Annotated in this window: 7 protein-coding genes; 2 read left to right on the forward strand and 5 right to left on the reverse strand. The window is 55.1% G+C overall.

What is annotated here, in order from left to right; translation table 11 throughout:
• Positions 1 to 135 precede the first annotated feature (135 nt).
• Positions 136 to 11,553, reverse strand: a complete 11,418-nt coding sequence (locus tag LT85_RS14410) for a hemagglutinin repeat-containing protein (RefSeq protein ID WP_038489927.1) — start codon at positions 11,551 to 11,553, stop codon at positions 136 to 138.
• Positions 11,554 to 11,590: 37 nt separating this feature from the next.
• Positions 11,591 to 13,420: a ShlB/FhaC/HecB family hemolysin secretion/activation protein gene (locus LT85_RS14415; RefSeq protein ID WP_253273554.1), complete on the reverse strand. Its 1,830-nt coding sequence runs from the start codon at positions 13,418 to 13,420 to the stop codon at positions 11,591 to 11,593.
• A 108-nt stretch (positions 13,421 to 13,528) separates the two neighbouring features.
• Here LT85_RS14415 and LT85_RS14420 point away from each other — a divergent pair, with 108 nt between their 5' ends.
• Both LT85_RS14420 and LT85_RS25455 read left to right on the forward strand, forming a co-directional pair.
• Positions 13,529 to 14,326 (forward strand): recombinase family protein, encoded by a 798-nt coding sequence (locus tag LT85_RS14420; RefSeq protein ID WP_156117534.1) that lies wholly within the window; start codon positions 13,529 to 13,531, stop codon positions 14,324 to 14,326.
• 1,043 nt (positions 14,327 to 15,369) lie between these two features.
• On the forward strand, positions 15,370 to 18,690 hold the full coding sequence (locus tag LT85_RS25455; protein ID WP_052135194.1) for an NERD domain-containing protein: 3,321 nt from the start codon (positions 15,370 to 15,372) through the stop codon (positions 18,688 to 18,690).
• A 737-nt stretch (positions 18,691 to 19,427) separates the two neighbouring features.
• Here the strand turns inward: LT85_RS25455 and LT85_RS26645 are convergent.
• Genes LT85_RS26645 through LT85_RS14445 form a run of 3 tightly spaced genes read right to left on the reverse strand, consistent with a single transcriptional unit; the run spans position 19,428 to position 22,604 of the window.
• A complete protein-coding gene (locus LT85_RS26645; protein WP_156117535.1) occupies positions 19,428 to 20,930 on the reverse strand; it encodes a zinc-ribbon domain-containing protein in 1,503 nt (500 codons plus the stop codon).
• 10 nt (positions 20,931 to 20,940) lie between these two features.
• Positions 20,941 to 21,240, reverse strand: a complete 300-nt coding sequence (locus LT85_RS14440; RefSeq protein WP_038489939.1) for a hypothetical protein — start codon at positions 21,238 to 21,240, stop codon at positions 20,941 to 20,943.
• On the reverse strand, positions 21,240 to 22,604 hold the full coding sequence (locus LT85_RS14445) for a hypothetical protein (RefSeq protein ID WP_156117536.1): 1,365 nt from the start codon (positions 22,602 to 22,604) through the stop codon (positions 21,240 to 21,242). The genes LT85_RS14440 and LT85_RS14445 overlap by 1 nt, the downstream gene beginning before the upstream one ends.
• Positions 22,605 to 22,607 lie beyond the last annotated feature (3 nt).

A 22,607-nucleotide genomic window follows, 5' to 3' on the forward strand; every position in this document is an offset into this window, starting at 1 on the left:
CTTCAGAAATATCGTCGAATCCAAAAATATCCAATAATTGAAAATACAATTGCAATGACGATCCAATAAGTGATTTTCCATGCACGCGGAAGTTTTTTATATTGCTCATCTGTCATTCCTGGACCGAACATTTTATTACTCCTTCTTTTTGTTTAAATCGAATCCATAACCAACAGGTGACACTCCACCACCAGGTCCTGCTGGGAAGCTCAGACCGACTTCCGTTGAAGTTGCGCCCCCATAACTGTGATTCACTCCACCTCCGACTCCAACAATTGGAAGCGGAGGGAATGGGTAAAATCCTCCTGCAGAAGCACCAGCTCCTTGTAAAAATTGGCCGGTTGAGTATGCATCGGCTCCGCCAATGATATTTCCCGCTGTAAACGTCACCCCAGGTTTATATCCAAAGGGATATGATTTTCCTAATGCCCATTGCCCATACATATTTCCATCGTGTAAATTAACGGCAATGCCACCCGATGCGATATAGAAATTTCCTTGTAGAGAAATATAGTCAAATCCTGCTCCAGGATTTCCTACGGGAATACATTCCGCCGAAATACAAGGATTGCTTGGTGTATAAGGGTTGTTCGCTGAATAAGATACCGTTGATGTTGTATCCGCGCTAGTCCAAGGCGTCTTAATAATCAAACTATTGACAGCACTATTTCCTGTGCCGGCATTGAGCCAAGGTTGATTTTTCTGCGCATCCGTCGCGTAAAACAGATACTGCCCGTTCCCGGTAGACAAATCAGGGTGCTGCGCTGCATATTCAGATTGCAAGGTTTGTAAGAATGACGCAGCCTGCGCTGAATATGGCACATCGTAGCCGACATTGTTATTTACAAGATTTTCTGCCGTATTTGCGAGTAACGAGGTCGCGGTACTAATTTGAGCCTGCGTTGGATTATCGGTTCCATAAAGCTGTATCGCAAAACGCCTAGCATTCTGTTGTATAACTTGCGCTTCATTGTGATTTAGCAGCCGATTATAGGTGGCCGCATTCGCCGCAATACTCCCGCCTACACTAGCAGCGGCGAGCGAGCCACCCGTCGTACCCGACACCAGTGCACCCACTGCCGTCGACAAGGCGATCACGTTATTGAGCTGATCGGCACTGAGCTGATCCGGATGGAAGTTACCATTGGCATCATACGCATTCGGGTATAGCTCGCGGGTCAGCACTTGCGCGGCCAACTCACCCGATGCACCAGCACCAGCGCCCGCTGCAGCGCTAGTACCATTTGCTGCAGCAAGAACCGCCCCCAGCACGGCGTGACTGAGAAGTTGCTCTGTCTGATTGGCGTTACCCGGTTGCGCAAAGTAATTGCCGATGGCCTCTGCCGCATACGGAGCACTGGCATTAGCGGCAAGCTGCCCGACACTCTGACCGGCAAGACTACCGGTCAATAACCCTGTCACGATGCTCAAGGCACGTGTGTAATCGCCTGTCGGCCCCCAGTTCTTGAGCGCCGCTTGCGCGTCGCTGGCGGCTTGTTGGGCGCTACCCAAATTTTGCGTAGCGAGATCGAGGTTTTGCTGAGCTTGCGCCTTTTGTGCGTCGGAGCTGTCCGGATTGTCGAGGACCGCTTGTGCCTGCGCTATCTCGGTATTGGCCGTGTCGACATCCCCCTGCGCTTGAGTAGCTTGCTGCCCTGCTCCCTGGCGTCTGTCACCAGCTATTTGCAGGCTGGTGCTTGTTATCGTGTTGACCGCAGTTGCGATCGCCTGTTGATTGCTCATCACATTCTGCAGATTAGGCAAGGCCGCAATGGCGCCATTGGCGGTTGCCAGATCGGTGTGCGCTCCCAACCCGGCCGCACTCGTCATATGCTGGCCGCCGATAGTAATATTGCCGTCGGTGACGGTGCCGTAGGTGGTGGACGTGGCTTTGCCATTGTCTTGCACCCCAATGCTAGGGATGACATTAGGACTAGGTACGCCGTTACTGGTTTGGCCATCACTACTCATGCCGCCCGATATACTCGCCGTATTCGCCGAGTAATTCATCTGGTTGGTGATGTTTTGCACTGAGAGAGAGTTGGCAGTCAGATCGGAGTTGGCGGCATTGGTGCTGGTAATTGCGCCGCCTTTCAAGGCAACCGAATCGGCGGTGACGTGATAGCCGCCGTTACCGGCAAACAGCCCCGACTGCTGATTAACCGCCTGGCTACTGCCATTGGCGTTCGATTGCGACAAGCTGCCCGACACATCCCACGCGTTGCCGAAGGCGACCTGCACCCGTCCACCGATATTGCTTTGTTCATTGTGCTGGGTGCTAGTGTCTTGCACCGATGTGATCGCCAGCTTGCCGGCGACATCCGCATTAATCGTATTGGCGTTGACATCAGCGCCTTGTAAAGTCGTGTCGCCCTTGGATTTCAAGGTCACGGTGTCGCCGCTTAAATGCGTGTTGCTGTTGGTCGTTGCAGTATTGTTGTAGTTCCCGTTGCCTACGTTGGCGCTGGCAAAGGCGTATGCCCCGGTTCGTGCACCTACCTCATACCCCACACCGATTTGCACGCCCGCACTATGATTACTACCGCTGCTGGCAGTCGTACTCTGTCCGGCGTCAAGCAGGATGTTTTGGGCGGAATTGAGCGTTAAAGTGCTGCCTGGCGTATTGCCGGCCGCGATCACCGCGCCGGTGGCGTGAATATCACCTGCGGTACTGGTGAGATTGACATTGCCGCCACCTTGAATCGTGCTGCCCATGGCCTGGCTATAGTTGCTGCGATCCTGGCTATTGGCGGTCGTAAAGCCGACGCCGACCTCTGCTTTGAGCAATTCACCGCTCCCGCCCACACCCGCTGCAGCGTTTTCGGCACTGACGGCTTGATACGCATTCGATGCCGCCGCCAAACCTTGCAGGGCTTGCAGACGGCCATCGGATTTCTTGGCATTCTCAAGATTGTTGCCAAGATCGATCAACGGCGAAGTGACGGTCGCAAAGGCCCCCACCTTCAGATCTGAACTGCTTTGCGCGCTATTGCCCGTGTTGTTCGCAGTATTGATGTTGATCGATTGACCAGTGATGTTGATATCGTTCTTTGCCAGTACATTGCTGGCGGTCTGCGTGTAGGCGCCTCCTGCAGTCAAGTTGACATTACCTTGCAGGCTGCCGACATTGGACACCACCTGGGTGACGGCGGTGTTGTTATCTTGGCTCTTATCTGAGCTGTAACCTGCAAAGCGCTCCGTATCGGAGATCACGACTTTACCGATGGCCTGGTTGTTACTCTGGTTGGCGTTGGTGAGCGTATTCTGTCCGCTTTGGATTGTCAGATTTTTGGCGGCGTTGATGCTCAAATCGCTGTTGGCGACCAGATTGGCGGCAGTCAGGGTGATATCGCCATCGGTGGTGGCCAGCGTGGCTTTGCCGCCTGCCGAGAGGCTGGTTCCATGGACGGTGTCGGTACTGCCGTTGCCGGTGCCTTGGCCATGCATTACGCCAGCCGGCAAACTACCCCGGTTATCCACGCTCCAGCCGCTGGCTGTATTGCCTTGTCCCTGGGTCTCGAAACTATGCGCCACATCCAGATTGATGCTGTCTTTGGCGATCAGCGTGGCGTCGCCGACAGCGCTCATGCTCGCGCCCTGGCTGGTGATGCTGCCGCCGGTGGCAAGCACCGTCAAATTGTTGCCCGCAGTGAGTGAGCTGACCTGGGCAGTGCTGGTGGCGTGGTCCTGGTTGCCGCTGGCGCTGTGCGACCCGGCTTGCACCACCACAGGGGTGTTTGCCGCCAGCGTACCGTCGCCAATCGCATCGCCAAACTTGGTGGCTTTACCCAGCAAACTGGTACTCGGGTTGCTACTCGCGCTTTGCTGATAGGCGCTCTTGAAGGCCGCGAGAGGATTGTACGTCACCCCCACCGAGAACCCGCTGGAGCTGGATTGCTGCGCGCCGTGTTCCACACTGGTGTTTTGTGCGGCGGAAAGATCGACACTCTTGCCGATCAGCGTCAGATTCTGGCCGGCGCTGATATCCGAGGCGACAACGTTCAAGCTATCCCCCGCTTGAATACGCGTGTTGCCGTTGATCGAGGCAACACTCGATCCCTGCTGCTGCACCGTCTCGACACTGTCCTGGCTGGCTGCGCTGGATTTACCGTAACCGACACTGGCAACCCCGGCAGAGAAACTCGCCGTAAAGCCGGATTTCTTCTGTTCGTGGCTTGATGTCGTCTCGCTGGTGTCTTGCGTCGACACAATGGCGACCTTACCGCTGGCGGCCGTCAAGGCAACATCATTCAAGCCAACGACGTTACTGCCGCGCACAGTGATGTCCTTACCAGCGGTGACGCTGACCTGATTGCCGGCAACCGTACTGCCCTGCGCGACGTTAGCCGACATCGCCTCCATATCATGGCTGCTACTGCTGGACAGGAAGCCTTTACTGCTGTTCCTGTCCTCTTTGCTGAAATCACTGTGCAGCATGGCTTCGCCGATAGTCACACTACCGGTCGCGCCCAGGGCCGCATTGCCCAGACCATCTGCGTTAGTGCCGGCCGTAATTGTGCTGGCGGTCAGCGTCAAATCTTTCGCCGGCGCGCCTTTGACCAGGACCACATTGCCAAAGGCGTCTTGCTGGGCGCCGGCCAATACCGTCGCATTGCCACCTGCCGATAAGCTGCTGCCCACGGCCGTTTGACCATGTTGATCAAGAACCTGCGTCGCGTTTCCAACATGTCCATCCGTATGGTAACTACTGCTATCAACGGCGTTCTGGATCGTCATATTGCCGCCGGCAGCGACCAGCATGTCCTTGCCCGACGACAGATTGCTGCCGGTAATGGTAGTGTCGCCCTTGCTCACCACGCCCAGATTGCCGCCGGCCGCAATGTCGCTGCCGACTGCATGGGTGTTCTGCATCACCGTCGTGCCCTGTGCGGTGGATTGCACATACTGGCTACCGGTCGAGACCGTCTCGACATTGATGGCGCTGCCAGCGGTGACCATCGCATTGCCGCCGGCGGTGACCTTCGCGCCTTGCAGATTCACATTCTGCCCGGCCGACATGACCAGGTTCTGGGTCGCCGCAATCGCCCCCACCGCGCCCACGGCGGTCACCACCGAGCTGTTATTGCCGAATTGGGTAATCGCCGTATTGGTGGTCGACTGATCGAGGATATTGTTGCCTGCAAACAGGCCGATATTGCCGCCCGACAGCGTACCGCCGATGTTGCTGATGTCGTGATCGGCCGCCAGTAACAGTTGCTGCGTACCGGAAATAGTTCCGCCGGTATTGGTGATGTCTGTGGCATGTATTGCAGTGGAACTACCGGCAATCACCGCGCCGGTCGGGCTTAAATCCAGGTTCTTGGCGAGATATACCTGCGGCACCAGGACAGTCTGCTGGCTGCCGTCCGGTAGCGTCACGGTTTGATTGACCAGCCAGACGATATCCGTGGTCAGCGCCGCCATCTGCGCATCGCTCAAGGCAATGCCAGGGACCATATTGAATTCTTTGGCGTACTGCACCCCATTGGTCATCAATGCTTTGTATTCGTCCTCATTGTTGGCATAGCCATTGAGGTACCGTTTTCCGGTCAGATTGGTGACCTGATCGGTGATGAGCTTCTGTTCATAGAAACCATCGCCCAGCCGTTTTTCAGTGGCCGCCGGATTGATCCCCAGCAGATTGAGCATGTAATCGCTGGAAATAAAATTGCCGTAGACCGTAAAGCGCGGATCGGTTTGAATCAGATACGGCTGATTCGCCTGCGGCTCGACGTGATACAGCCCGTTGGTCGGCAATACCGTATTGACGGCGCCGGCGCGGGCGCCATCGACCACACGGGCTGCGCCCGGTGTACCGGTACTGCCGCCGCCGGTGACCGGATTCGCGCCGGCGACACCGTTTGAATTGCCGGTCGCCACGCCTACAGCGCCATTGCTTGCCAGGCCAAGCGGCGCAATGCCATCTCCCAGACCCAGCGACGCCGCACTGGCGCCGATAGGACGCGTCGACGCAATCACGCTGGTGTTATTGATCTGGCCACCGGTAATCGACACGGCCTGGTTGCTGGTGATGGTACCGCCGACGACACCGGTGTTCAGGGTAATCGGGGTATTGCTCCAGGTTGTCCACTGCACCGGTGGCGAGGGCAAGGAATCGGCCGTGCCGAATCCCGACTGATTGGTGGAGGTATAAGTCTGCGTTAATTGCGTCGATGTATTGACGATCTTGGTGTTGTTGCTGCCGTCGGCAGATGGGGTGCCGTCAATGGTCAAGTTACCGCCAGCGGCAATTTGACCATTGTTGTTATTGAGTTGCGTACCGATGGCCAGATGCATGTCGCCGCCGGAGGTAATTTTCGCCGGCGCACCTGATGTCGCGGCCAATTGGGTGGCGGTCACCACCTGGTTGGCGATGCGCTGCACCTCGACCGGATAGCCGCCGGGAACGTCAGCCTGACTGCGCATGCTGTATCCCAGGAACGTGGTCGCTGGATTCGTATAGTTCGGTTCGGTTTGCAGCCGCACGCAATTGGTGGTGCAGTTGCCGTACTGATTCGAGTAGCTGATGGTGCCCAGCACGTTCTGTATCTGGTCAGTCGTGTATTGCGGCCAGGCGGTGCTGCCAGCGACCTGGTCTGGATTGGTTTGATTGTTTCCCACCGAGGTGAGATACAGCGTCTGTGTTCCCGCCGTAGGGGTCACACGCGTCTGGCTGCCATACTGGGCGCCGATGACGCCAGACGGCGAGGGCTGGCCTACTCCGCCCGTCATATGCTCAAACGCGGAATCGGTCGGCGATAAATTCACCACTACCTGGTAAATCAGATAACCGTCGGGTGTCACCATCGGTGTTGTCGATACAATCTGCGACGGATTCACATAGTAGACATCCTGTATGCGCGTATTCGCATTGACGAAACGTGCGCCGTAAGCCCCCAATGGCCGCAACGACGACCACCAGGTCGGTGGCGCCATCGTCGTCGTGGTATTGGAGAGCGTGACCGTATTGATCTGTACGTTCTGGCGCACATTGTTGATCTGGTTGGCTGCCACATTCATGGTGCCGTCGGCTTCGATAGTGGACGACAGATTATTGATTGTGCCAGTCTGGTTGAACAGATAGCCGTTTGCGTCTTTGGCGCCATTGGCGGCCATGTTCAGGTCGCCCAGGCTGTAGAGCGTCGCCCCATTCTGGTTATTGACGGTGCCGCTGACCCACAAATTAACCTGGTTGACGCCGGCGATGATGGCGGCTGCGCCATCGTTGGTCAGCGTATTGGCGTTGACCGTCACGGCATTGCCGATCAGCGTGCCGGTGTTGTTGACCTGGTTGCTGGTGGTGTTGACGTTGTTGCCTTCGATGCGGCCGGCATTGGTCAGATTGCCGGAGCCGGTATTGACGGTCGTGGTGCCGGTGGTCAAATCACCCGGATTGCCGGAGGCGATGTCGGCGCCGGCCTGGTTGATGACATTGGCGGCATTGACCGTAATATTGCCGGCGGCCGACATGGTCGCTGTATTGGTCAAGGTGCCGGTGGTCGACAAAGTGAGATTGCGATTCGCGGTGATCTGGTTGCCGGCGTCATAGGTGTAATCTCCCTGCAGGCTGACATTGCCGTCGCGGCCGGCGACGATCTTGCCGTCTCCGATCAGGGAATTGGTGGTGAGTTGCAGGTCGACATCGCTGCCGACAGCGCCGTTGGTATTGGTGAACGTTCCTGTATTGATCGCCACACCGCCGCCGCTGCCAGATGGATTGGCAATCGAACCGTTGGTGTTGTCGATACTGGCCGTGGTCAAGGCGACGCTGCCGCCGCTGATGCCGCCGCCGACGTTGGTCAGTACTGCGCCCGGCTGGTTGAGCGTCAAAGCGCCGGTGGCGATCAATTGGCCGGCGGTGTTATCCAGGCTATTGGTGGTATTCAGATTCAACGCGCCGCCGGCGATGATATGGCCGCCCTGCACGTTGGACAGCGTTGGAGTCGTGACAATAACGTCACCGGCGCCGCCCATCAGGCCGGCGCCGGTCACGCCGGACGGGTCGGCATTTGTGATGCCGCTCGCTCCGGAAATCGTCGTCAGACCTGTGCCGACATTGATGATCTTGCCGTTAGTGTTGTCGATGGTCGAACCGGCTACCTGCAACTGACCAGTGCTGCCCAGCGCTTCGATCTTGCCGCCGACGTTGGTCAATGCGCCTTGCGCGGTCGTGGCGACGTTGCCCATGCCTTCCATGGAGCCGTTGCTGTTGTCCAGGGTAGTTGCCGACGTGACCGTCAGGTCGCCCAACGCACCCATAGCGCCACCGACGTTGCTGATGCTGTTGGCAGTGGCCGTGACGGCCCCCTTGCCGCTGATGCTGCCGCTATCGTTGATCAATGCCTGGGCAATACTCACATTCACCGCACCGGCACCCAGACTCTGGACTTTACCGCCGGTGTTGTTCAACGATTGGGCGTTGACGGTCGCGCCCGTGCTGGCGCCTTCAATGGTGCCGCCCTGGTTGTTGATCTGGCCAGCCATCGCGTTTACCGTCACCGCCGCGCCGCCAATGTAGCCGGCCTGGCTGTTATCGATGGTGGACGAACTGGTGACCGATTCGTTACCGACCGCACTCAGCTTGCCGCCCTGGTTAGCGATACTGCTGGCCGTGATCGTGGCCGCACCGTTGGTGCCAAGTACGCCGCCGTTGTTCGACAGCGTTCCGGTCTGCACCGTCAAGGTACCGGTCCCCATGTGGGCAATGCTGCCGCCGTTGTTCTGCAAGGCCGCCGGCGCCAGCGTCAAATTCTTCGCCGTCACACCGATGATGCCGTTACTGTTGTTAAGCAACTGCGAGACATTGATGGTCGCCGTGCCATTACTGTTGTTCTGGATGATCTTGCCGGTTGCGTTAACCAGCGTACCCGCCTCCAGGTCAATGGTGCCAGCGCCCAGGGTGCCGGCACTGTTGTCGAGCGTAGAGGCGGTAATGGTGGCGCTGGACGGGCTGGCCGTTGTGCCTGCCTCGATGGTGCCGCCGCTGTTGGTCAGTTGCGACCCCGCATTGAGCGCCAAAGCGCCATTCGAACCAATGGTGCCGTTGTTATTGTTGAGAGAAGCCGCCGTCAAATTCAAGGTCTGTTGCGCGATGATGGCGCCGCTATTCGTGGTCGCCCCTGCATTGATGGTGGCTGCGCCATTGGTCGCTACCTTGCCGGCTTGATTCGAGAATGTCCCGGTGCTGATGTTCAGTGCGCCGGCGGCCGCCTGTGAAATCGTGCCGCTGTCGTTCGTCAATGTGCCGGAATGGATCGCCAGCGTGCCGGCATTGCCTTCAATGGTGCCATGCGTGTTATCGATGGCATTGGTGGCGCCCACCGTCATGGTGCCGGTACCCTTTTGTGCAATCAGACCAGCTTGATTGACCAGGTCATGCGCGTTCAGTATCACCTGTCCCGCCGAAATCGTGCCGGCATTGTTGGTCAGGGTCGTACCTGCAGAGCCGTTCACCGCGCCACCCGCCGCTAGCGTACCTGCCGAGTTGTTGAGGGCCTGCGTCGTACTCACGCCCAGATTCTGAACCGCGCTGATAGTGCTGCTGTTGACCAGCGATCCGGCCGTAATTGAGGTATTGCCATTACCGCCGATCACGCCGCCGGCCGCATTGGTCAGTTGGCCGGTAGCACTGAGACTCATGCCGTCGCTGTTCAACGATTTGATGCTGCCTGCCGTATTGTCGAGGTTGACAGCCGTCACGGTCAATGCGCCACCGGACTGGATACTGCCGTGCGTGTTGCTGATGTCACCGGCAATATGGGCGGTGGTCTGGCCGACCGACGACAGATTACCCGCCTGGTTATTCACACTGGCAGCCGTCAGCGCCAACTGGCCGTTGGTGCCGATGACGCCTTGCGCGTTGGTGAGCGCGCCGCTCTGGATGGTGGCGGTCCCCGCGCCGGCGTGATTGATCTGGCCGCCGGTGTTATCCAGACTACCGGACTTGATCAACAGATTGCCGGCATTGGTGGTAATGGTGCCGCCGTTGTTGCTGATTGCGCCCGTGGTCGTGATACTGGTGTCGGCAGTACCCGATTGCGTCATGGTGCCGCCGACGTTCGACAAACTAGCCGAGTTGCTGGTCAGTTGAGATACGTTGATCTTGCCCTGGTCGTTGATGATGGCGCCAGTAGCGGTCCATGTCGCAGCGCCTCCGGCTTGCAATGTACTAGCGGTCTGGTCAATATTTCCCCCGAGCGCATCCAGGACAACATTGCCGGCCGCATTGCTCTGCGCGCCGCGCACATTCACACTGGCGCCATGCATCCACAGATTGCCGCCCGCAGTATTCGTACCGGTCGCGCCGATAGCGCCCGACGCCACCAGGTTTAAATTGCCCGCCTGCGTCGCCTGGCCGTTGGCATTGACGCCAGCGCCCAGCACACCCGTCGATGCGATGCTGCCGGAGAATAAAGTTAAATCGTTTTGCGCAGCGATGGTGCCGCTGTTGGCGATCTGACCAGCGCTGTAGATCTGGGCGCCCTGCTGGCCGTATAAGGTGCCGGTGTTGGTCACGCCGTCGTTGCCGACAATACGGATCTGGCCGCTGGCATTGGTCGAACCGTTCAACGTAACGACGCCCATGTTGTCGATATTGAGGTCACCGGCTTGCGCGCCGATGTTACCCAGCGCGACCACACCTACGCCCGCCTCGGTGCCGACCAGTTTGATCTTATTGGCATACATGCCACCGAGCTGCGCCACGTCGATGCCTACCGTCGGTTTGTTGTTGTCGCCCTGAATGACGGTCACGCCGAGATCCGCATAGTTGACCTGGTTCGTGCCGGTGATGACGTTCAGGTTCTGCGCTTGCAATTGACCGTTGACTGCCACGCTGCGGGCGATCAGATCCGTCTGCGTCATGTTATTGGCATTGAGTCCGCCAGCACCGATCTGGATATCGCCGCCGGTCACCCGAAATGCACTTAAACTACCATCGCCGCCGAACACCGGCGCGCCGGTCGTCAGCACACCGCGTGAGGTGTTGATGAATCCACATCCACTGCAGGAAATTCCGTTACCGTTCGCGACAATCACCTGGGCCTGCTGGCCTGCAACTTCAATATAGCCATTGAGCTGTGATCGCCCTGTTCCTGTCACCTCGTTGAGAATGATACGGGCGCTGCCGTTGGCGAGGTTCGGATTGCCGGCCACGAAGCCTGCCGTCTGCGTTTGCGTGATGGTCTGGGCATTGTTGAGAATGGCTCCCTGGCTGCCCACGTTAAACTGATTGTATTGGTTGTGACTCAATCCCGTCGCATTGGGCGCAACAATGTTGACAAGCGGTATGCCGCTGGCGGTCGTCGAGACGGTCGGACGACGGCTACCCGCATTCGGATCGGCCACGATCTGGGCAGAAACCACAGTGACGCCACCAAATAAAGCCGCAACGGCCACGCCGAGATACGCCAGGCGCATCAGCGGCGAACTGGACGTCACCGTACTGCCTGCTTGCCCACCTGTCGATTTTCCCTGACTCGCCACGTTCTCCGCGACGGCCATCAACATGCCACGATGCTTGTTAAAAATGACGCGATAATTGTTATTGTTCATGTTCGTGTTCCGATGCAGGTCAAGGACAACTCAGGGACTAATATTGGTAAGTCAAATTAAAGCCGACCGCGGGCATGGCCGTACTAAAACCTTGCGGCTTATACAGCGCCCAGCTGGAAAATATGTCGTAGGTCAACCCGAATACACCGCCGCGCAGTCCGATGGCCGTGCCCGCCAGCTTGTTGCCGAGAAGACCTGGGTTGGCGAGCCTATCGGATGTTGCAGGCCAGCCGCGTACACTGGGGCCATAGACCTGACCGTAATCCAGCCCAACGTAGCCGGTCTGGCCGCTGTTGCCGATAGGCAGATCCAGTTCATTGCGCACGTAAAAGCCGCGCTCGGCGGCCAGCGTCAATTCGCCGTCAAAGCCACGTACGGTATAGCGGTTACCGATGCTGAACTGGTCGGACAGGTACAATGCTGAACGTGTGGCCTGGCCACGAAACGTGCCGATGTAGGTCACAGGCTGACTGGCGATCTGGAACGGCACACTCAAGGTGGCGTCGATGGTCTGCAAGGTGTAATGCAGATTGGGTGAACCTGGATCAACCTGCCCCAGTACATCCCGCGCATAGGTTTGCCCATTGAGCCAGTTCACACCCCATTTGTTGGCGACCGTCAGGTCCAGCTGGGCGCGACCGAAATAATGGGTGTGGACCCAGGCCAACTCGGCAAACGTGGTATCGCGCTGCTGTGCGGCGATTTCGGTGTCTTCGATATAGGAGTGGCTCCAGCGCTTGCCCACCCTGAATTGCCAGGTGTTCTTTTGCGATTGGTCGCGTTGGAATAATTGGGCAATTTTGAATTCGAGATTGCGCGCCTTGCCGCTGGAAATGAACGTCTGGTTCGCGCCCGCCACTTCCTGATGGTAGTCATTACTGCTACCCGATACCGCAAAATTCCAGTACCCCGCTGGCACAGCGTAATACACGCTATTACCGGTGGTGCCACGCTGGCCTGCCTTGCGCTCGGCGTCGGTATTGACGCCGATATTAAACATATCGTTCAATCTCAGCGGATTGTCCACCGCCAGATTCAGGCCCGCTTGCAGCTTGCCGGTGCCTTTGCTGCCGCTGTCGTCGAAGGTGCCGGTCAGCTTCCACGACTTGCTGCGTTTGACCTGGATCACGACGTCGCTTTCTCCCGGCGCGTCCCCAGGGACGATTTGCATGTCCACATCCTGGCTGGGAACCCGCTTCATTTGCTCCAATCCCTGCTCCAGATCACGCAGATTGAGCAACTTGCCAGGACCGGTCGGAAACGCGCTGCGCCAGGTGCCGTACAGGCTAGGATCGGAAAAGCGAATGGCGCGAATCACACCGGGAACCAGCGTCAGAGTGAGCGTGCCGCCGGCAATATCCTGTCCAGGAATGCCGACGCGCGTCGTGCTATAACCTTTGCTTAAAATCAGATTACTTAAGCGCTTCTCAATCAGACTCAGTCCCTGCTTGCCAATGCAGGAATTGGCGTATTGACGCAGGTAATCCTGGGCGAAGCGGAATTGATCGAAAGGTAAGTCGCTGGCACCGGCGTTTCGTGCCGCCGGCGGCAACTGTTTCGGCACATCCAGGACAAACTGGTGAACACGAAAGCACGGCGATTCGTTGGGCAACGTCAGGCTGTCGGCTGCTTCAGCGGCTGCCTTACCGTCGAGCGTCACGTTCGGCGCTTGCAACTGACGCTGGCGTTCCTGTAACTCGATCTGGCCGCGACGGCGCTGCTCTTCGCTGGAAGGCGTTTGCACATTTGGGTCGTGCCGGCGCAGCTCCTCAAGATCGGGCGGCGGCTGGGCGGTCTGCGTCCTGCCGTCGTGAGTCGTCCCCGCCAACAGAAGCGCCAGTCCAATCCCCCTTGCGAAACCCGACAAAAGTCCCTCACCTTTGCCTGAGCACGTGTTTTTCCCCATTGTTTGCTTTCATTACATTTTATTTTGGGGTGATTATATGGAGGAAACTAATTGTTAAGAGTTTAAGGATTGTCAAATCCAGTGGGATTTTGCAAAGGTTCACTTTTACCAGGGGGATTTGATATGAATTGGTTGCGCAGGAACAACGTTCAGCGGGGCCGTTGCAATACGGTGTACCCAAGCAAGACGCCCCTAGGCTTGCCTAAAGGCGTTGCGAAATATGTTGCGCAATGGTTATTTATGTTGCATTATAGAAATGCAACCCTATTGCAACGTAAACAGCCACCTACTATATATATGACCAGTGTTATTTCGTATTTGCGCGTTTCAACCAAAGACCAAACTGTGCAGAATCAGCGCCAGGCCATAGCAGCGGCTGGCTGGAAAATAACGAAGGAATTCACTGATGAGGCTACCAGCGGCACTACGGCAGCTAAAAGCAGGGCCGGTTGGTCAGCCTGCACCCAGTACCTAAGAGAAGGTGACACTCTTGTTGTGTATGCGTTGGATCGTCTTGGCCGTAGCACAATTGACGTGCTCACCCAGATCAATACACTAAGCGAGCGCGGCATTCGCCTAGTGATCCTCATGCAGGGGTTCGATACGCAGACGCCGGCCGGGAAACTTGCATTGACCATGTTTGCTGGTTTCGCAGAGTTTGAAAATGGAATTCGTAAGGAGCGCCAGCAAGAAGGCATTACCAGGGCACGCAAGGAGGGAAAGTACCAGGGCCGCAAACCAAAGTTAACTGACGAAATGCAGATTGAGTTGAAACGCCGGTATGACGCCGGTGAGAATCGCAGCGAATTGGCGCGTCAATTTGGCGTTGATCGCGTTACAGTGCATCGATATTGCAAGCAAAGCTAGGTCATTGATGACGGGCTTTGTAGAAATATATATCTGACAGCGCACGCGCATGTTGGATTAAATTCTGAGCCGATACACATGAAATCCCTCTATCGGCTACCTTCAAGAAGGTCCGAAAGAGTTGTCGGGTGCACAGTGCGTTCGCGCACCCATGTCCATATATTTCAGGCTGCTAGAGCATGTAGTATGGTATTCGCGCAAACATATCCATTGGGAGCGGAAGCCAATAGTCCATGGCTCTCTACGTAGTAAAAAGTGGCTATGATCGGCGGCACGAATGGTATCGGCTGCGCGCTCGCCCGTCTGTTTGCTGCAACCGGGACATATACGTAAGATCCACATCCAACATTTCGGTGTCGCGATGGAATATATCAGTTAATAAGCATTACAATCAGTTTCGAAAACTCACGCCGCTGCTGTCGCATGTGTCAGGCTGCGAAACTCAGTCTGCTAATGCCCATTGGAGGTTTTTGTCACTGTAAATTCACTTTAAGGCGTAGGCAATGGCAAAGTACTTATATGAAGTCAATTTGGACGGGGGGAGTAACAATCCTAACTATCATAAATTTCTTGCGAATGTGGCGGAGTTGAACGCCAAATCGCCGGACTATGCCGGTATTCAGAACCTATGCGTTCTTAGTCATCATGTAGATAAAAATACTGTGCATAGACTATGTACGGATAAATTTAAGAAGGGCAAGGAGGACGTCACCGTCATTGAAATAACAAAAAAGTCTTTAATTTCGTCAACGAGCATGCATCGACTTTATACGGATCTCGTTAAAAGCTATTTTTTACCCCACGACCACTACCCCAACATTGAGTGACCGGGAAGGAGGCTGTGAACAGCAAGCCATTGCGCGCTGAGCCAGCATGATCGAACGTTCGAGGGATGATTTTCGTTCGGTAGCGACGATTTAAAATAATGATGTGGGAAGTTCTGCGAGCTCCTGGCACATGGAGCGCTCCTGAGCGACAAGATAATTTCTTCCGATTGGTAATTCAGATAGCCTGCCTCTCCAGAAGAGTGCCGGGTACAAGCGATGACTACCAGCCTAGATGCCACGCCTTTAATTCACATTTTCATCGGGGATACTGTACAGAACCGGTCAGAGCACGACTGTCTTCGCACAGTCTGTGAGACGCTGACGAAAATGCGTAACTGGGCCTACATCTTTGCCAACTTCCATGCTGCGGGACGACAGATAGACCTGACTGTTTTCACGGAGAGAACAACACTCGTTATTGAGATAAAAGGCTATTCACTGCCAATTCGCGGGGGTGTGAATGGTCAGTGGGAGCAACTTGGGCCGTATGGCGCGAGAAAGATCGGTAATGCGTACATCCAGGCGTTGAATGCCAAGAATGCGCTCCGTGACGAAATGCAGCGAATTGGCCAGATTGATGGCTACCCAAACGGACTTGTTGTAGTTACCCCTATTGTTCCGGAAGGATCGACGACAACTCCAGATGACTTCAAGGTCGCGGTCACTGGGCCAGATCAGATTGCGCAGCTGTTGATGCGTCCATCAGGTGCTCTCTTAACGAAAGACTCGTGTGAAGCATTGGCAAGGAAACTGGGGCTTGAGGCGGTTGCGAGCGCTGATGCTGCACTCAACGATGAAGTCCTTGTTGCGGAAAGGTTACATGATACATATCTCAAGGCATTCGGTGATTTTTACAGACCGCTGACATCGGAGTTTGTTAGCGATCGGTACAGATGCGGAATTCTTGAAATTGAATTATCTCAAGTTCAATCAATGGTCGCAGGTGGTGACGCCGGTGTACTGATCCATGGGCCATCCGGCTGTGGTAAGACGCTACTCGCAACATCCTGTGCCATATCGTGCGTAGCAGTTGGCTGCGTTCCGATATTTGTCTCCGCAAAGAACTTTGATGGTGAATTTCAGCGACTTCTCGACAGGGAGGCCGCTCTATTGAGCGCACGTTCAGCGAGCAGTATCATCACTGCGAGCAGGCTTCTCGGAAAGCGCGTCATCCTGTTCTTAGATGGCTATAACGAATGTCGGGATGACCTTAAGGTAAATCTTACGAGAAGTCTCAGGGCGTTTGCGTTACGCTATGGTACGGGCGTCGTCGTCAGTACGCAGCAAGATCTTGTCCGCGCTGATCTCCTAACGACGAAATCGGTCATCGTCAAACAACCCTCCGAAGAATTCAAGGTAAGCCTTGCCAAGATCGAAGAGCGAGGTGACCGTGCCGGAAATTTCCGTATTCTTCTCCAAGTAGCGAACTCTGGCCTTGAGTCACGGCTCGTGGGACAGGTTGGCGGTTTTTTGCCGACAGGCGCAAGCAGGTTCGCACTTTTCGACGCTTATGCGAGACAGAAACTTGGGACTGCCGCCGCCGATGGTATTCGGTTTCTCAGTATATTTGCAGAAACACTTGTTGACAGAGCCTGTTTTAGTCTCTCTGTGCGCGAGTTCTATCGACTCTGCGATTCGACCAATCTAGATCATGCGGCCCGGCAGCAATTATTGCGGTCCCAGTTGCTGCAGGTGCGGGGCGACAGAGTCAGCTTCATTCACGAACTATTCTTCTCCGCATTCTCTGCCGAAGCCGTAATCAGGTCGGCCCATGGGGATTTGACGCGCATTCGCGCGGCATTGGGGTCACCGCGATTTTTCTCATCAAAGACCTTCATTCTCGGGGCCATTGAAGATGACCGCGTCATGTATGGAGTGCTTGAAAGTCTCACTGATCACGACTTGCTGGCCGCTTGTGCTCGTGGCGAGTGTGGCGCTATAGCGCAATCTATCGTGAAACGTAAGATTGAGAGATTGTTAGAGGTTATGTTTGCCGAAGCGCAAGGTCTCGGTTTTCAGATTGTCGGGAAAGGATGGAACAGCATAGCCATCGACATAAACTCTCTTCGTCACGAACTCAAAGAGTTTTGCTTCTATCTTACGGCTATTGGACAAGGCTTGATGAATGGGCAGTATCTGGATGTCGTCATGGCGGCGTGCCGACACATGGACGAAACCATCGCAATTTTCTCAGATGCACATGTTGCTGACGCGAAGGCTAACAAAATTCCGCTTCGACATGCGGTGTTTTCGGCGGCGTACGTCATGCACCGGGAAGCAGCCATATCGCAACTGATCAACTTTATCCATAGTGGGCGTCTATCGTTTCGCGGCCAGGAAGGTCAAGGATTCGGCACGACACTCCATGAGGAATGGTCTCATGCAGAGACTCCTGGCCAGTTTTATTTTCTCATCGGGTTGACTAAATTTTCAGCATGTAGCAAGGAGACGGTTCAATACGTTGCTCGAATGTTGCAGAACATTAGGGCCTATCCGTATCACCTTCAACTCGATTTGATCGATTCTGCACGGTATTTCCGTGATGCAGAAGAGCCATATCGCACCGACATTGTCGAAGCGCTCGAGGCCTCTTTGGACAAACTGGGTATCATGATGAACACCATGATTTTTGAAGCCCTTAGTGCGTTAGGCGCGCTAGAAGAAGAGGAGCAAAGTCATATCCCTGTCATTCGCAATGAAATTGAGGATGCCTTAAGTACGGACAGCGTCGAGTCCGATTTGGCGGCATGGGGTCTCTTTTCACGCCAGTTTGATCATCCCTTTGACACCTCGTACTGGGACGAGATACAGGGGCTTGATGATTCGAGAAAGAAACTTCTTCTTACGAAGGCATGTCGCGGTGCAGAAGCACCCTACCTTTCGTTCTTAGGAATACTCATCCGGCAGCTATCCGAATTCAACGACCCTAATGTGGGACCTGCGATTGCTCGATGGGCGGCATTGCCGGACAAACAGAGCTTCATGCCTCAAGATGCTGTAGAGGTTTTCATTAGTGCTCATGAAGCTTTGGGGTATCTCGGTGCTGATTTATCTCAATTTAGAGGCGAACCAATAACTGCGGCGGAGCATGCCATGCTGGCATGCGGCGAGCTCTATTACTGGGCCAGTCGCACCGACGTGGATGCCCCGCAGACATCAATCTATACCGCCGCTGCGCGCTCTGTTCTTCTGGACCATTCGCGGTGTGCAAGTGCCGGCGCATTACAACTCGCTACGTCGCGCATGCTGTCGACCGATGGGGCGCGAGTTTCCTTAATGACGCACTACCCGGATATCTGTGTTGCAATCTGTAGGGAAGTGCTCAAGTGGCGGCATGAACAAGTCTCATACTTCGAGCATGGGTTCCATGACAATACCGATAGCATTGCATATTTTGCCATTCAGGTTTTGGGTGAGGCGGGAGTTGTCGATGATCTGCAAGCGCTCCGAGACCTTTGCGATCACGAACGTCACGGCATCAGTGCTCTTGAAGCCATCAAGAAAATTGAGGAGCGGACAGACGTTCGGTACAATTGATGTATCCACGTCGGACGAACATGTAAGATGTTTTCCTCGCAAAAGATGCTCTCAATGTCTACTACTCACTTTCGTGTATTCGATCCTACAAATATTGATATGTCGTCAGCAAGCTCAATATGAGCCTCCTTCAGGCGTCGAAAATTTCTGAGGCGATACGAGTGAAGATGCACGAAATCCTCCGCTAATTTTTTTGATAATTTATAGAAAACTATATTCGCCGAAATATGACGGAGTTTTCACGTCTTGCCAGAGAAAATGTCCAGCTCTACCCCCTAGAGCTGAGACCTTTCAGCACTCTGTTCGAGCATCGTTATGTGGTTCGTAATTTCGTCACTGATCTTGGTAAATGTTTCAAGCGCGATACGCTTAGCGTCGACGATTTCTTCGCCTAAGGAGAGGCATTCCAAGTTGTTCACGATTGCGTTGATCTGCTCGGAGACACGAATGTATATATCTTGCGGTAGCTTTAAGTTCATGCCGATCCCGTGACAATGGTGGATCATGCCACTCTACCTACTTTCCCTTGGGGAAAATTCACTGATTGTCACCAAGTAAGCCCAACGGTATCTCGATTTTAGCCAAACCCTCTCCTCCGATTTCTGAGCATCCGCACCAGGCCGAACTCAGTCCTTTGGTTAAGCTCAAGTTGCGACGAAATCCGACACTTCCCGGCAGGTCAAATCTGGCTTACTACAGCTCATGACTGATCGGTATTGCTCCATTCTGGTATGGATTTATATTTTTTTGTTATCTGCCTCGCCTGAGGAAAATACAAGATCGTCTCGCTGATCTGATGGTGACAAATATTTCCAAGCAGATCTTGGTCCGCATTTTTCAAGAATTGCACATTGCTTACACCAAGTCCCACGTTTAACCGAGCTGGGAATAGCCCGCCATGCATGTCCCCGGTGGCAGAGCCAGGTCATTTTTTTGTCCAATGAGACAAATCGCTCTGAGAGCAGTTTTCCTCCGCGTTCTCGCGCCAGCTGGGTGAGCTGCGCATAATGCTCTTCCGCCGACATTCTACCGATGCACCTCGGACACCATTTTCCACCCATCACGTTGGATGGGGTTGCAGAAAAAATGTGGCCTTCGGCGCATTGCCATTGCATCTGCTTATGCGAAGTCATGTATTCAGTTGACAGGCATTGGCCACCACGTTCCCTTGCGACAGCCAGGTATTTCTGCATCTGCTTAGGACCGTTTGTGTCAAGTATCCGGCATCTTGGACACCAGCGGCCATTCAGTTTGACCGACGTGCGCGTAGCATTCCATGTATGGCCACGGTGACAGGCCCAGGTCAATTTGTGGTCCGGACCTAAGTAACGTTCCGAAAGAAGCCTGCCACCGCGAGCAAGCGCCAGCTCGCAAAGAATTGCGTAATGTTCTTCGTCGGTGCAGAATCCGTGGCACTTCGGACACCAGGTCCCAAGTTTGATATTGTTCGGTTGCGCCTCCCAGGTATGGCCGTCACAGCAACGCCAGGTCAAATTATCCTGGGTACTAACGAAATGCGTCGACAGCAACTCGCCACCACGTTCTCGCGCTATCTGACGATACTGCGCCAGCATTTCTTTTTTCGGGTAGCGGCCGCGACATTTTGGACACCAGGATTTTCCATTTTTTACCGAACCAGGGGTTGACATCCAAGTGTGTCCCTCCGCGCATCGCCACTGCAGTAGTTCGTCGCTACCGCCATAGACGGTCGATAGCAACTTGCCGCCACGTTCTTGCGCTATGCGAGCCAACAAAGCAATTTGCTCTTCCGCCGGCAGGTAACCGCGACATTTTGGACACCATCTACCGCCCCGGATATTGTGCGGCGTTGCCAGCCATTGATGCCCGACCTCACATTGCCATTGGAGACGCGTATGGGCATTGACGTATTGCGTTGACAGACAAAGGCCGCCGCGCTTCCCTGCTCGCTCCTGCATGTCTTCGATAGTAAGACGATACGATTGGAACACGCAAGCAGAGCACCAGGCACCTTTGTACAATTGTCTGAGTTCGGCGTCCCATTCGTGTCCGTGTGCGCAACGCAATCGGTACAGCTGCCCCACGGTTTTATCTACGCTTGTTGCCAGACATTCTCCGCTGTGCAGTTTGGAAATCCCGCGCAGCAATAGCAGCCCGTTCTTCCGGCGAGTTGCAGCGGCTTGGCCCGCAAGGGGATAACGGTCACGTAACTTGGCAATCCCTGTCACCAATCGCGTGGCTGTTTTTTTGGGTGAAGTCATGGCCGCGTTTCTAGTCTTCTCGCAGACACCAGGTATTCAACATCTTCATTGCTGCCATGCGTGCTCCTGCATTGACGCGCATCGAGACACCGGGGACAACGCCTGCACACCGAATGGGCTGACTGCCTAACGCAAGAGAAGCAACCAACGCGACCGTGAAAATCGACTCAGTACTGCGCTTGGGTCCGCCCTTCAACTGCATTAGGCCGCCTTCTCTGAAACGCATGGCCTCGCTGTCATCGTTGGCAACTTCGACCAGAGCACCTGGAGGCCCATTCCAGGCCTGGTTGTCGAGCGAATCCTCGTCCATCAGACACGATCCGGCATAATCATCATCGCCGCAGTTTTCCGAGTATCCGCAACGCTGACAACTAACACGGCTTGCTCGGTTGTCGTCGCCATCTCAGCGGCTAACGCGATATGGATCAGATCCGACGCCGCGCCAAAGGATCCCGTGTAAGCCATTGGCCCGATTCGTTGCGACAAGGGATCAAGTTCCGGTAATGTCTTCTCCATAGCGTCTATCACTTCACTTGCACGTGAAAAACGATGATCTGTATCGCTGATCACGGCACCGACCTCGCCAGCAGTGATCTTGGATGCCGTCATTGCCTCTGTGATGCAGGCCGTCAACGTGACGGAATCGACTTTGCCCTTTGCTGTGCGGTCCGAGGTACGCAGACTACGCTGTGCAGAGCCAAGCGTGAGAAGTCCGTCCATCTGTGCGCGTGCGGCAAACGCCACATTCACCAATAGCATTCCTGCCGCCCCTTCCGCCGGGACAAAGCCATCCGTTACCGTGCTGGAAAATACCTGGTCCAGTGCCAGCGGCAAACTCAATTCATCAGGGTTCACCAGGCTATCGGCAGCTAACAGCAAGACGTAAGGCATTTTGTTATTGCTCATATGCAGCTGCAACGAATTTACCGTGTCATAAATATTTTCTGTTGCTCCAGACAAAAGATGCAAATCAAAGTGAACCTGGGACCAAGACGAATGCGTCCAGGCCATAGAGAAACTGAGGCGCGTTTCATTATTCAGCGGTAACGCTTCTGGAATCAGCCAGTAGGCCGTTGCATCCGTTTTGTCAGATTGAGCTAATTCCTCTTGCTGTTCAAACAAGGCATTGAGCACTGTCACCAGCATCGCAGTGATGCGCATAGTGCGAGAACGGGTGCCGACCGGGTAGTTGAGTATTTCCAAGGGCAGTTCTTTAACTGTGGCCGTATGAACTGGATGGCCATCGGCATTACGTACTACATCGTCAGGGCGGAAGATTTTTTCTTGCTCCCGGCTGCTAGATACTGTTGCGCCGGCGCCGCCAAACGGCGTCACCGCACTCCACGCAGCGATACGTAACATCTCTGCTGGCGGCGAAACGACCGCCTCGGGAATCGGTGGAGTTGGCACCACCTTGGGCGCCACTGCGGTCGGCGTAAGCGTCTGCACGCTGATCCAGCCCAGCAAAGATAGCGCCAGCGGCGGCAACAGCGTAATCGCTGCAATAGACTGCATACCTGTCATGCCAATCGTGCCGAGATAATGAAACAATCCGTCCGCCGGCAGGAATCGCAACAGCACTATCCAGAATACCGTGAGCAGCAAAAATGTGGCCAGCCACGTTACGCCGCGCACCGCGATGCTTGGAAAGGTGAAAAATGCAGTCAATTTCAAAAT

Origin of the sequence: Collimonas arenae, from assembly GCF_000786695.1 — a bacterium.
Taxonomy (GTDB): Bacteria; Pseudomonadota; Gammaproteobacteria; order Burkholderiales; family Burkholderiaceae_D; genus Collimonas; species Collimonas arenae_A.